This window comes from Vibrio sp. 10N.261.54.E10, from assembly GCF_002877735.2.
Classification (GTDB): Bacteria; Pseudomonadota; Gammaproteobacteria; order Enterobacterales; family Vibrionaceae; genus Vibrio; species Vibrio crassostreae_C.
This window is the reverse complement of sequence record NZ_MCXE02000003.1, coordinates 610,970-623,687: the sequence shown is the minus strand read 5'-3', so window position 1 is coordinate 623,687 and position 12,718 is coordinate 610,970. Positions and strand designations below refer to the sequence as shown.

The 12,718-nt window shown below is 38.9% G+C and carries 12 protein-coding genes; 4 read left to right on the top strand and 8 right to left on the bottom strand.

The genetic code is table 11. From position 1 onward, the window contains the following. Positions 1 to 2: 2 nt before the first annotated feature. Genes BCU07_RS21800 through rfbB form a run of 8 tightly spaced genes read right to left on the bottom strand, consistent with a single transcriptional unit; the run spans position 3 to position 9,262 of the window. Entirely contained in the window at positions 3 to 2,072 is a 2,070-nt protein-coding gene (locus tag BCU07_RS21800; RefSeq protein WP_102428029.1) for a hypothetical protein, read from the bottom strand. Then, positions 2,062 to 4,020, bottom strand: a complete 1,959-nt coding sequence (locus BCU07_RS21795; RefSeq protein WP_017065818.1) for an HAD family hydrolase — start codon at positions 4,018 to 4,020, stop codon at positions 2,062 to 2,064. Before BCU07_RS21795 ends, BCU07_RS21800 begins: the two co-directional genes overlap by 11 nt. Further along, the gene (locus BCU07_RS21790; protein WP_017065819.1) at positions 4,010 to 5,059 is read right to left on the bottom strand and encodes an ABC transporter ATP-binding protein; all 1,050 of its coding nucleotides are present in this window, start codon (positions 5,057 to 5,059) and stop codon (positions 4,010 to 4,012) included. Before BCU07_RS21790 ends, BCU07_RS21795 begins: the two co-directional genes overlap by 11 nt. After that, complete coding sequence (locus tag BCU07_RS21785) at positions 5,056 to 5,832, bottom strand: ABC transporter permease (protein WP_017065820.1); 777 nt, start codon at positions 5,830 to 5,832, stop codon at positions 5,056 to 5,058. The genes BCU07_RS21790 and BCU07_RS21785 overlap by 4 nt, the downstream gene beginning before the upstream one ends. 13 nt (positions 5,833 to 5,845) lie before the next feature. Next, positions 5,846 to 6,403, bottom strand: coding sequence for a dTDP-4-dehydrorhamnose 3,5-epimerase (gene rfbC / locus BCU07_RS21780; RefSeq protein WP_102428030.1), 558 nt, complete (start codon positions 6,401 to 6,403; stop codon positions 5,846 to 5,848). Positions 6,404 to 6,408: 5 nt separating this feature from the next. Next, entirely contained in the window at positions 6,409 to 7,290 is an 882-nt protein-coding gene (rfbD, locus tag BCU07_RS21775; protein ID WP_102428031.1) for a dTDP-4-dehydrorhamnose reductase, read from the bottom strand. Then, entirely contained in the window at positions 7,290 to 8,174 is an 885-nt protein-coding gene (rfbA, locus tag BCU07_RS21770) for a glucose-1-phosphate thymidylyltransferase RfbA (RefSeq protein WP_017066279.1), read from the bottom strand. The genes rfbD and rfbA overlap by 1 nt, the downstream gene beginning before the upstream one ends. Continuing rightward, complete coding sequence (rfbB, locus tag BCU07_RS21765) at positions 8,174 to 9,262, bottom strand: dTDP-glucose 4,6-dehydratase (RefSeq protein ID WP_102428041.1); 1,089 nt, start codon at positions 9,260 to 9,262, stop codon at positions 8,174 to 8,176. The genes rfbA and rfbB overlap by 1 nt, the downstream gene beginning before the upstream one ends. A 286-nt stretch (positions 9,263 to 9,548) precedes the next feature. On the opposite strand from rfbB, the gene BCU07_RS21760 reads away from it, so the two are divergent. The 4 genes from BCU07_RS21760 to cysE all read left to right on the top strand — a co-directional run bounded on the left by BCU07_RS21760 (position 9,549) and on the right by cysE (position 12,669). Beyond that, a complete protein-coding gene (locus tag BCU07_RS21760) occupies positions 9,549 to 9,983 on the top strand; it encodes a rhodanese-like domain-containing protein (protein ID WP_016786319.1) in 435 nt (144 codons plus the stop codon). 106 nt (positions 9,984 to 10,089) lie between these two features. Next, complete coding sequence (secB, locus tag BCU07_RS21755) at positions 10,090 to 10,557, top strand: protein-export chaperone SecB (RefSeq protein ID WP_009847959.1); 468 nt, start codon at positions 10,090 to 10,092, stop codon at positions 10,555 to 10,557. Positions 10,558 to 10,735: 178 nt separating this feature from the next. Next, positions 10,736 to 11,800 carry an NAD(P)H-dependent glycerol-3-phosphate dehydrogenase gene (gene gpsA, locus BCU07_RS21750; protein ID WP_102428032.1) on the top strand — a complete coding sequence of 355 codons (1,065 nt, stop codon included), beginning with the start codon at positions 10,736 to 10,738 and terminating at the stop codon, positions 11,798 to 11,800. Positions 11,801 to 11,847: 47 nt separating this feature from the next. Further along, entirely contained in the window at positions 11,848 to 12,669 is an 822-nt protein-coding gene (gene cysE / locus BCU07_RS21745; protein ID WP_009847961.1) for a serine O-acetyltransferase, read from the top strand. Positions 12,670 to 12,718 lie beyond the last annotated feature (49 nt).

Sequence of the window (12,718 nt, the reverse complement as noted above, 5' to 3'; positions counted from 1 at the left end):
ATTCAACCTAAAATATCGCCAAGGCGCTTCATGTTTTCTTGCTTCATATTTCCGACCAAACGATTATATTTATAGTCACTAAAATACTTTTTAATATATGTGTTGTTCTTTATAATATGGTAGATAGGTCCGTAAGCATCTCTTCCCGGAATGTTTTTCATATAAGGGTATTCCTTAAATTTTGAATCATAGTCAGAACAAAAATCAAGCATCCCCGCTTGAACGTCCTTAATTATTGGATAGTTCTCAACTTCAGGAATATCGAACTCAAACTCTAACTCATCATCTTTATCTACCGTTATCGCGCGTACACTTGGATGATTCGCAGTAAGAAACAACTCCATCATTACATTAGACAATCGCACTTTTGAATGCCTAATCATTAACTCTCGATTATCTATTGGTGAAAATAAATAAGTATTGACCTTACCTGACATTAACATTGGAGTTAAATAGTCTCTATTTTTATTCGCAGTAGCTGCTAGCATCCCTGTAACTTTACAGTCTATTGAATAGATATCTTCAATTATTGTTTTAAGGCTTATAGGACTGGAACCATGCCATCCGATATCAACAACCAATATATGTTTCGAGTCGCCGATAACTTGTCTTAGGTACTTTTCAGTTCCTGATTTATATTTTTCATAAGAAGATAAAATATCTTCCCAATGATCAATAATGAAGTTTTCAAATTGTAGCGCATTATCTAAATTGAGGATAGATTTGGAGTTGAACGAATAGTCGTCTAACTTCTCGGCAAAGTCTGAAAGCTGCATACTTTCCAATACATCTGCAAGAGTAAACCCTTCGTGAACTTTATCATGAATATATTGCTTCAAATAATCAGAGCGATTCTGGAAAGATGCTATTATCCTTGATGGGTTTCTTGACCAAAGACAGTACTCCGAAGGTATAGAACCAAAATATTTTTGGTATGCTTTTATCAATACATCACCATCTCTCGATAAAAATAATATCTTATCGATCCCATTATCCTTAGAAAACTTATCAATATGGTTGCAGTATCCATATAAAAATAGTCCGCCGTAGATATAACCGAACTCATAATGGGGTGAAAACACCTCGTGTGTTGTATGCAACTTTTGGTCAACAATACCAGCATAAGCTGTAGATATCATGTTTGACATAAAATTAGCACGATGTTTTTTACCATATGAATGGATGTTTCGATAGTGGTATGAGTCCCAACCAAAGTCTTTTGCATGAGTAAAGTCGGTCAAGTAGTGATCACCAATATGAGCAGTTTTTCTTCCTTGGACAAAATCAGCATCTGCAACTTCATATAGCCCCATGTCTCGTTTACTTTTTTCATACTCACATGAGATATAAACTCGGTCGAAATAATCTAATAAACCGTTTTTTGACAAGATTTTTTCGATATATTCCTTTGGAAAAAACATATCTGATATCGCAATACAAGGCTTATTATTTGCTTTCAATATTTCTAAAACCTCCAACATATATTGGTTCGTAGAACAAAACTCCAACTCAAATTTTAGCTCTAACTCCATACCATATGTTGCATCGATACCTACTTTATTGCTTAGTTCATTATAAATTTCAATTAATTTTATTTCTCTACTTGCCCCACCAGAATTTTCATATTTTATTGAACGTAGGCTTTGTTCAACTTCTACTCTTTTCTTGCTAAAACCTTGTATATTTAGTTCATTTTCCATAAAAATAAACATATCACTTGGTTCACTAATCGGGCGAGTAACTAAAGTGTCAAATATATCGAATGAGACAACATCGTAGTCCAACAGTTTTTTTGCGAAGTGTTGTGATTTTGAACGACGACTCAGGTTAGATTCAGGCCCTCTAAGACAAGCAACATTCAATCTGGGTGTGTTTAACCCCAACAAGTAGGAAAGGTTGTTTTTCTTTCGAAGTAAGCGATACTTGACATTTAATACAAGCACAAAAAAAACAACTTGTAGAGTCAATCTATTTTTAGTATCTCCAACAGCAGAAAGAAAATCGTTCTCGATATATTTATTTTTTGAAACTAGCTCTTTATACAGCCGTTGTTTAATATTTTTAAGATTCATTTATTTTCTTCATTATTCTAATTAACTTTGGCTTGACGCCATTGTGGTTTTTTAACATATAGGTATAGACTCTTGCCTTTAGGTTTTTCCTACCTTTTCCTTCATCAATTAATATAGCCCCCTTCCATAAATTGCGCATTGAATTTTTAATCAATAATTTATAGTTTTCATTAAATTCTTCCTGATTGTAACATGATACAAACGGACTCCCTTGTTCAGAAAATGACACACCGAGCGATTCATTTACTTTAGAAAAAGCAATAAGATCCCCAACTTCCTGATTATCAATAAAGTTTAAATATTCTTTAGTCGACTCTTTAATTGAGCAACTTTTAATATAGTTGTGATACTTAACTAGCTCATTAGCAATATCAATAACACCGTTCCGTATTTCTTTTTTGACCTTTAGATTATCACTTTGTTGGCACGACTCTTCTAAGATAGGGGTGATTGCACCTTCATTATTCGCATCTTTTTTAAACCCTACCAAGCTCCCATGAGGAGCAGAGAAGATGAACTCGAACATCATAATGTTGCGATTGATCTCTTCATAAGTGCTGCCTGGCAAACCTAAATTAAAGGCATAACCAAATGTGCGACTTTTAATCTCAGAATACACTTGTGGAATCGTTCCAAAATAAAAGCCATCCATTTCTACAGCTTTTATTTTCTCGATCGATTTGTGTATCGAACCTCGCCAACCAACATCAACCAAACAGTCTTTATTTGTACCATTAGCAACGCCAGACTGTTTGAGATACTCCCTCAATTCTGAGTCATTTCTTGAGTTGGTCGCTTTAATCTGATCAAAAAGTTCAACTACTGCCTTTTTTAAAAGCAATTGCCTTTGCTTTGTCTGTATCTCTTCATCAATATCTAAGCCCAACCCTAAACACACCGACAAGACCTTGTCCATGTCCAAATTATATCTAGAGAATACTTGTCTAGGTGTAATGTAGTAGCCTAATGCAGGATTAATTGCTGTCATAAAATCGACACAATCATCTTTATTATATTGGAGTAATTCACTGTACTGAAAAACACTTCTAGAAGCATAAAGATAGTTAGGCTTAGGTAGTTCGTTATAACAGCTTTGAATTATTTCATATATCTCAAAAGGTATATAGCCATCTCTAGATAGGAAGTGAATATTCTTGTAATTTTTATCCTTCACATTATCAACAATCCAAGATGTAAATAAATACATCATATGACTAACATTAAGTACTGAGAATTTATTCCAATAGCTTATCTGCTGATTGTTTTCTAAGTAATTTATCTGAATTGCTCTTATTATTGATTTCTCAACTGAAGATACTGTAGATATCAGGTTTTTATATTTTTCTCTAACTGCTACATAATGAAGAGTAAGTAACCCCTTGCTTTTTGCATTGCTAATGTCAGATATCAGGTTATCACCTATATGAAGCCATTTTTGGGGAGAAAGCTGATTAATAGACCTGACATAATCATACAGACTACCTGTAGCTTTACTTTTCTTTAAAACACCCGATATATGTAGCTGATCATATGTTGTATAACCGCATTTATGCAGCATGTTACTTATGGTTTCTTCGTCAAGATACATATCTGAAATAAAGAATATTTTTTTCCCTTTTTTAAGGGCATATTTATACACTTCGAAGATTACACTGTTCTGGGAACAAAAATCCAATTCGGTTCTTTTTTCCAGATCAGATTCATAAGGAAGAAAACGATATATTTCTTCTATTGAGACATCTTCTTCAGAACTGCTTTTTCTTGCATTTTTTTCTGCCAACATGCGTCTATTATAGAACCCATCTAACCCTTTGAACTGTTCGATAATTTTAAATATATCTACTGGATTAATTACGTCCCGAAAGATAGCAGTATCAAATATATCAAAAGAAACAATGTCAACTTTATCAACTAGGTTCTTATAACATTCTAAGTTATTATCTTTCATAATATTCCAACGTAATTGTTAACACTTTTCTTTTTTCCTCTCCAGTAAAGACATAAATGTTATTAGGCTCACCTATATTGAATTTCCCACCGCAGAAACGACATTTTTGAGCTTGCTTGAATTGAGGGAATTTATTGCCGTAGCTCACAGTTTCAGTCGGCCCATTCAGCCTTGTTGAACCTAGTGTATCAACAACTAGTGCATCCCTATTATAGGATCTTTTATCAATGAAAGCACAATCAAAAAACACAATACCATTTTCAAGACGCAAGTTTTCAAATATAAATATATAATCTTCATCCAGCACAAAATTAGATATTTTAAGGTTCAACTTATCAAATAAAAAACTCATGTTATAGAGAGGAAACACCTCTTTAGGTAGACCTTGTTCCCTTACCACACCGTTTTCTATCCAGATGACCCTATCGGCTAATTTTGACACTTGTACTTGCGAATGACTAACCAAGACGACTGTAATATTTGAATCTAATTTATCTTTAAGTGCAGACTCTGCTTTATTCCTAAAGTCTACATCACCAACAGCTAATACCTCATCAATCAGAAGTACATCTGGCGAAGTATACATAGCAATGGAAAAACCTAGTCTAGCCCGCATACCGGAAGAATAAGTTTTAACTGGCTTATCAAAAAAAGAGTCTAACTCAGAGAATATTTTAATATCTTCAAGTTTCATCAATATTTCTTTTTTTCGGTAGCCAAGCAACATTCCAGATATAATTGCGTTTTGTCGACCCGAAAGGTTATTATCAAAACCAGCGGACAAGGCCATTAAAGATACACTTTCAACATTATGTACCACCTCTCCAGCATCTGGTTTGATAATACCTGTCAAAAGTCTCAACAATGTTGATTTCCCTGCGCCATTTCGACCTATGACACCAAGTTTCTCACCTTTAAAGATATCGAATGAGACATCTTTCAAAGCCGAGTGGCTATCTATTCTTTTTAACCCCTTTCTTTCTTGATAAGTAACATTTACATTCTTCAAGGAAATAGCTAAATCTTTAGAATCAATCATTCCAACACCACCCTTGGGACTCTATACTCTAGTTTCTTATATAGGAAAAGTGCAACAAGTAGCATTGAGATTGCTAAAACACTAACGTATAAAACATTCGAAAAGTTTGGTATATCACCTCTAATTAATACGTCTCGATAGCAATCAATTATTACAGCCAACGGATTTAAGAAAAATATACTTTTCGTTTGTTCAGACATATTATTCGTTTCAAAAAAAATACCAGAAGCAAACATCAAGAATTGCAAAAATGTAGGAATGATAATAGAAAAATCACGAATAAATGGCACTAAAATGGCAGAAATCATACCAGCGGCAAATGTGAAAACAGCCTGAATTATTACTATAACTAAAAAATACCACCAGAGAGTACTAGGTTCATATCCATATAGAATAAGAAAAACTAGTAGGATAAAAAATACTATAATTTGCTTTATAAAGTCTTGTATCAAACATGTCAGCGGAAAGAAAACCTTAGGTATATAGAGCTGATTCATAAGATTCCGCCCTTGAACTATGCTACTCATCGCGTGAGATATGCTTTTAGAAAACCAAAGCCAAGGAATTAAACCACTGAGTAAGAATGGAACATAATCGTCTGTACCATGATTTAAAAAAAATGAAAATACTAAATAATATACTAGCATGTGAAGTAGTGGCTCCACTAACCACCAGACATAGCTAAGGTAGTTTACAGACGCTTCTGACCTGAGGTTCAATGTAGCCTTCGTCCATATCAATTCAGTTATTCTCAATATTTTATACTGATTCATATAACAGTCTCTTTTAACCATATGTATTATTGATAAAATCTTCGAAAGATAAAGCAAGGTTGTCTTTTTCTGAAACAATCAATTTTTTTTCACGTAAAGGCCAATTAATATCAATTATATTATCATCCCATTTAATCGAAACTTCAGCTTTTGGGTTATAATAATCTGTACACTTATAAACAAATTCAGCACCGTCGCTCGTCACATAAAAACCATGTGCAAAGCCTTCTGGAATCCACAATTGACGCTTATTCTCTGCAGACAAATACTCACCAACCCATTGACCAAACGTCGGCGAACCTTGACGAATATCAACGGCAACATCAAACACTTCACCAGACACCACTCGAACCAACTTACCTTGTGTATTTTCAGTTTGGTAGTGTAAACCTCGCAAAATCCCTTTCTTCGACTTTGAGTGATTATCTTGTACAAATTTGGTTGGTTTACCTGTCACTAACTCTTCAAATTGCTTTTGATTCCAGGTCTCCATAAAGAAACCACGCTCATCACCAAACACACTTGGTTCTATAATTTTCACATCTGGAATGCGTGTATCGATTACTTTCATTTTTATTATCCAGTATACGCTTGAATATTGTTTAAAGCCGCCTGCCAATCACTCGCTTCGATAGAGAAATTTGCCCTAATTTTCTGGTTACTTAAGCGGGAGTTATTTGGACGCTTTGCCGGTGTTGGGTATTGGTCAGTGTTAATACTTGTTAGAGTCGGCTTCCTCTCTAGAAGCTTTTGTTGAACAGCAACATCAAAAATCGCTTCAGCGAAATCAAACCAGCTCACATGAGGCAAACCCGAGTAGTGGTAAACGCCATATTCAATCTTACTTCCTTGGGTAATGCGTTTCGCGATTTGAATCAATGTACTTGCAATATCACCTGCATAAGTTGGCCCACCAAACTGGTCACCGACAATACTCAACGCGTCTCTAGTCTGGCCTAAACGGAGCATAGTTTTTACAAAATTGTTACCACTCTCACCAAAAACCCATGCGGTACGAAGAATGATGTGCTTATCACATGACTGTGCAACCGCAACTTCCCCCGCCAGTTTACTTTCACCGTAAACACCTTGAGGGTTTGTCGTATCTGTCTCTATATAGTCCCCGGTTTTATTACCTTCAAAGACATAGTCTGTGGAAATATGCATAATTGCCGCACCAATGTTTTGTGCGGCTTGTGCTAGATTCTTGGGACCATCACGATTTATCGCATAAGAGAGCTCAACTTCCTCTTCAGCTTTATCAACTGCAGTATGTGCAGCTGCGTTAATGATGATGGTCGGCTGAAACTCAGAAATAATAGCAATAACTTCATCTTGATTCGTGATATCGAGGTGCTCTCTATCCAAAGCTAATACTGTCGTATTTTCATTGTGGTTTAGCTGTTCGGTTAAACAGGTACCTACTTGGCCTTGACAGCCTGTAATTAATACGCGCATTAAGTCATTGCCCTCTTCTTGTAATGTACTAAACGAGTCAGATATTCTCCGTACTCATTTTTCATCATTGGCTTAGCCAAAGTCAGAACTTGCTCATCACTCAACCACCCATTACGCCATGCTATTTCTTCTAAACAAGCCACTTTTAAACCTTGAACATGTTCAATTGTTTGTACAAAGGAAGAAGCTTCATGAAGACTCTCATGTGTACCTGTATCTAACCAAGCAAAACCACGACCAAGTAATTCTACGCTCAGTGAGCCATCATTAAGGTACATCTCATTAAGCGTTGTAATTTCTAATTCTCCACGATGAGATGGCTTAACTTGCTTGGCCATTTCCACTACACGATTATCGTAAAAATATAAACCTGTTACTGCATAATTAGATTTTGGTTTTTCTGGCTTCTCTTCGATAGATACCGCTTTCATATCTTCATCAAATTCAACGACACCAAAGCGCTCTGGATCCTTAACTTGATAGCCAAAGACTGTAGCACCTGACTCTCTTGAAGCTGCATTTTTTAAGGTTTGTGAAAATGACTGACCGTAGAATATGTTATCACCTAGGACCAAACACACACTGTCATCACCAATAAACTCTTCACCAACAATGAAAGCTTGAGCTAAACCATCAGGACTTGGTTGGATTGCATACTCGAGGTTAATACCAAAATCAGAGCCATCACCAAGTAAACGCTGAAAGCCAGCATTGTCTTCTGGTGTCGTGATGATCAAAATATCTTTAATACCAGCAAGCATTAATGTAGAAATCGGGTAAAACACCATAGGCTTGTCATAAATTGGCAAGAGTTGTTTCGACACGCCACGTGTCAGAGGGTACAGACGAGTACCAGAGCCACCAGCTAATACGATACCTTTCATTACTCCATATCCCCTGTTACTACGCCTAGACGCTCACGTTGGTAACTGCCATCTTGCACATTTTGACACCACTTTGGGTTGTCTAGGTACCATTGTACAGTCTTACGAAGACCTGTTTCGAAAGTCTCCTCCGGTGTCCAACCCAATTCACGTTGCATTTTAGATGAGTCAATGGCGTAGCGACGGTCATGACCAGGGCGGTCTTGAACGTAGGTGATTTGCTCTGAGTATTTGGTCTCTTTTGGTACTAACGCATCAAGGATGTCACAAATCGTATTCACAACGTCGATGTTTTTCTTCTCGTTATGACCACCAATGTTGTAAGTCTCACCAACCTTACCTTCGGTTACTACTTTGTATAGAGCGCGCGCGTGATCTTCCACAAACAGCCAATCGCGGATTTGATCGCCTTTGCCGTAAATGGGTAAGTCTTTACCTTCAATAGCATTAAGGATAACCAGAGGTATTAGTTTTTCAGGGAAGTGATATGGGCCATAGTTATTTGAGCAATTAGTGACAATAGTTGGCAGACCATAAGTACGAAGCCATGCACGCACCAAATGGTCACTTGATGCTTTTGAAGCAGAGTAAGGGCTAGATGGTTCATAAGATGTCGTCTCTAAGAACATTGGGAGCTCAGTTCCCTCTGGGACTTCATCTGGGTGAGGAAGGTCACCATAAACTTCGTCTGTAGAGATGTGATGGAAGCGAAACTCTGCTATTGCTTGTTCCTCAAGTTTATTCCAGTACTCGCGCGTCGCTTCCAATAACGCATATGTTCCAACTACGTTCGTTTCGATGAATGCAGCTGGGCCAGTGATTGAGCGATCAACATGTGACTCAGCGGCTAGGTGCATTACTGCATCCGGTTTATGCTCTGCAAAAACACGGTCGAGCTCTGCACGGTTACAGATGTCAACCTTTTCAAAGGTATACCTTTCGCTCGAATCAACATCAATAAGGGATTCTAAGTTACCTGCATAAGTGAGTTTATCAACGTTGACCACGCTGTCAGATGTACTATTTATTATATGACGTATAACTGCTGAGCCGATAAAACCAGCACCACCGGTGACCAATACCTTCACAGAACCCCCCTGCATAAATGTTAAAAATCATAAACTTAACTCGGAGTAGCAACCCCACTAGGTACGCTACCGCCCTTTGGTAACAAAGCGGCAACCACACTACGCGTTTAAATTCAAAAATGTAAATGCGACTATTATCTATGTATCAGAAATTATAATCAAAAAAATCGTAGTTTTTACTCATGGGTTTGTTCAAAGTTCGAGAACTCTATATACACTAAACTCCAAATCTCGCTATACTCCTGACCTATAATTTTTCGCCCAATAACGAATAAGAGTTCAAGATATGCAAGAGTTAGTTCCATTTGTTCAAGAGAATATGATTTTAGCCATCGTATGGATCGGCTTAGTTGTTGCCATCATTGCGAACGTTATCAAGACATCAAACGCAGCCTACAAAGAGATCACGGCAGCGCAAACTACACACATGATTAACCGTGAAAACGGTGTTGTGGTTGATATTCGTACTAAGGATGAGTTCAAAAAGGGCCATATTACGGACGCAGTTCACATTTTACCGTCAGATATCAAAGCAAATAGCTTTGGTAGCCTTGAAAGCCACAAAGCAGACCCAATCATCGTAGTATGCAAGACAGGTCAAACTGCTCAAGAAAGCGCTAACCTACTGGTTAAAGCAGGTTTCGAAAACGTAAGCGTACTGAAAAGTGGTTTAGTGGCTTGGAGCGAAGCTAACCTACCTTTGGTTAAAGGTAAGAAATAGTTAAAGGCAAAAAGTAAGCTGACCTAATTACACGAATATGACTTTAAGGTTTTGTCCAGCGAATATGACGAACAAAACCTAATTATAAATTTTTAAGGACAAGAAAATGGCTGAAGCAGCACAACAAGACGCACAACAAAACTTCGCAATCCAACGTATCTTCCTAAAAGACGTATCTTTCGAAGCGCCAAACTCTCCAGACATGTTTCAAAAAGAGTGGAACCCAGATGTAAAGCTGGACCTAGACACTCAAAGTCGTGAGCTTGGTGAAGGCGTGTACGAAGTAATTCTACGTCTAACGGTTACCGTTAAGAACGCAGAAGACACTGCATTCCTTTGTGAAGTTCAACAAGGCGGTATCTTCTCTGCAAGCGAAATGGAAGCTGGTCAACTGGCTCATTGCCTTGGTGCATTCTGCCCGAACATCCTGTTCCCATACGCTCGTGAAACGATTTCTAGCCTAGTGGTTAAAGGTACGTTCCCACAACTGAACCTAGCACCTGTAAACTTCGATGCTTTGTTCATGAACTACCTACAGAACCAAGCTCAGCAAGCTGAAGGCGAACAGGCTTAAGTCTCAAAGTAGAACTTAACTCTAACGATTCAAGCGCTAGTTCGCTTTTAAATGCACATCGCAACTTCTGCGATGTGCATTTTTTCTTTACACTGTACTAAAGTTGAAAGCTCTTCTTATTTTAGTGGAAAGCTTTTCCAGAATTCTTCGATTTCCCTCAATATTTTTAGGTGGAAGCATGACAGAAAAAACTCGCCCGACGAACACGACAGACGCTTACGGTAAAGACAGCGCTTACGGCAAAGAGATAGCCATGACTGTCATTGGTGCAGGTTCTTACGGAACCTCTTTAGCGATATCTCTAGCGCGTAACGGTGCAAACGTTGTTCTTTGGGGGCATGACCCTGCTCATATGGCTCGCCTTGAATCTGAGCGCGCTAATAATGAGTTTCTACCAAATATAGAATTCCCAGAAAGCCTGATCATTGAATCAGACTTAGAAAAAGCAGTGACTTCAAGCCGAGACCTTTTACTTGTAGTCCCGAGCCACGTATTTGGCGTTGTGCTTAATAGCGTTAAACCTTACTTAGCCTCAGACTCTCGCATCTGTTGGGCGACCAAAGGCTTAGAGCCAGAGACCGGCCGCCTGCTTAAAGATGTCGCGCATGATGTGCTGGGTGATGGTTACTCGTTAGCGGTTCTATCAGGACCGACCTTCGCCAAAGAGTTAGCGATGGGCATGCCAACGGCTATCTCTGTCGCTTCACCAGATGAAGTATTCTTAGAAGAGCTGCAAGAGAAGATCCACTGCGGTAAAACATTCCGCGTATACGCAAACTCTGATTTCATCGGTATGCAACTTGGAGGCGCGGTGAAAAATGTTATCGCAATTGGCGCAGGCATGTCGGATGGCATTGGTTTTGGTGCCAATGCTCGTACTGCACTGATCACGCGTGGCTTAGCTGAAATGAGTCGCTTAGGTGCTGCACTGGGTGCACAACCCGAAACCTTTATGGGTATGGCAGGGCTGGGCGATCTAGTACTAACCTGTACTGATAACCAATCACGTAACCGTCGTTTTGGATTGGCTTTAGGTTCAGGTAAAGACGTCGATACTGCACAAGAAGAGATCGGCCAAGTGGTCGAAGGCTATCGCAACACTAAAGAAGTTTGGTTACTATCCGAACGTATGGGCGTTGAGATGCCAATTGTTGAACAAATCTATCAAGTGCTGTATCAAGGGAAAGATGCCCACTTAGCGGCACAAGATCTGCTTGCTCGAGACAAGAAGTCAGAGCGATAACATCGCTTATTAAGTCGTGGAATGAAATAGATAAAATGGATGGAAAAATGAAACACTGTGAACAGCAAAAGGTTTGGCAATGCATTGTGAAGGAAGCTCGACAGCAGTCAGAGCAAGAACCTATGCTTGCGAGTTTTTACCATGCCACCATTATCAACCACGAAAGCTTAGGCGCTGCATTAAGTTATATCCTAGCCAATAAGCTAAAGACGGCTTCAATGCCCGCAATGGCGGTGCGTGAGGTGGTTGAACAAGCATTCAAGCAAGATCAATCGATTATTGATGCGGCTGCTTGTGATATCTGTGCGACGGTAAACCGAGATCCTGCGGTTGAGATGTACTCGATGCCTCTGCTTTATCTAAAAGGCTACCACGCTCTTCAAGGTTACCGAGTGGCTAACTGGTTGTGGAAGCAAGGTCGTATTGCGCTTGCCACTTACCTACAGAACCAAATTTCAGTTGCTTGCCAAGTGGATATTCACCCTGCAGCGCGTATCGGCAAAGCCATCATGCTCGACCACGCGACGGGTATTGTTATCGGTGAAACGGCGGTGGTCGAAAACGACGTATCCATCCTTCAAGATGTTACTCTCGGCGGTACCGGTAAAGAAGGCGGTGATCGTCACCCTAAAATCCGTGAAGGCGTGATGATTGGTGCCGGCGCTAAAATCCTTGGCAATATTGAAGTGGGTGAAGGCGCTAAGATTGGCTCTTGCTCTGTAGTTCTGCAGGCTGTACCACCTCATACTACCGTGGCGGGCGTGCCAGCAAAGATCGTAGGTAAACCTAAAACTGACAAACCATCTTTAGACATGGATCAGGGATTCAACGGTCGTTCACAGAACTTTATTCATGGTGATGGGATTTAACCAGCAGTAGCGGAAAACGAGCATCAATGAGATTCGCATAAAACATAAA

Coding starts and splice junctions, on each gene's coding strand:
- rfbA (WP_017066279.1), bottom strand. CDS start 8,174: ATGAAAGGTATCGTATTAGCTGGTGGCTCTGGTACTCGTCTGTACCCT.
- cysE (WP_009847961.1), top strand. CDS start 11,848: ATGAAACACTGTGAACAGCAAAAGGTTTGGCAATGCATTGTGAAGGAA.
- BCU07_RS21790 (WP_017065819.1), bottom strand. CDS start 5,059: ATGATTGATTCTAAAGATTTAGCTATTTCCTTGAAGAATGTAAATGTT.
- BCU07_RS21760 (WP_016786319.1), top strand. CDS start 9,549: ATGCAAGAGTTAGTTCCATTTGTTCAAGAGAATATGATTTTAGCCATC.
- gpsA (WP_102428032.1), top strand. CDS start 10,736: ATGACAGAAAAAACTCGCCCGACGAACACGACAGACGCTTACGGTAAA.
- rfbC (WP_102428030.1), bottom strand. CDS start 6,403: ATGAAAGTAATCGATACACGCATTCCAGATGTGAAAATTATAGAACCA.
- rfbD (WP_102428031.1), bottom strand. CDS start 7,290: ATGCGCGTATTAATTACAGGCTGTCAAGGCCAAGTAGGTACCTGTTTA.
- BCU07_RS21785 (WP_017065820.1), bottom strand. CDS start 5,832: ATGAATCAGTATAAAATATTGAGAATAACTGAATTGATATGGACGAAG.
- BCU07_RS21800 (WP_102428029.1), bottom strand. CDS start 2,072: ATGAATCTTAAAAATATTAAACAACGGCTGTATAAAGAGCTAGTTTCA.
- secB (WP_009847959.1), top strand. CDS start 10,090: ATGGCTGAAGCAGCACAACAAGACGCACAACAAAACTTCGCAATCCAA.
- BCU07_RS21795 (WP_017065818.1), bottom strand. CDS start 4,020: ATGAAAGATAATAACTTAGAATGTTATAAGAACCTAGTTGATAAAGTT.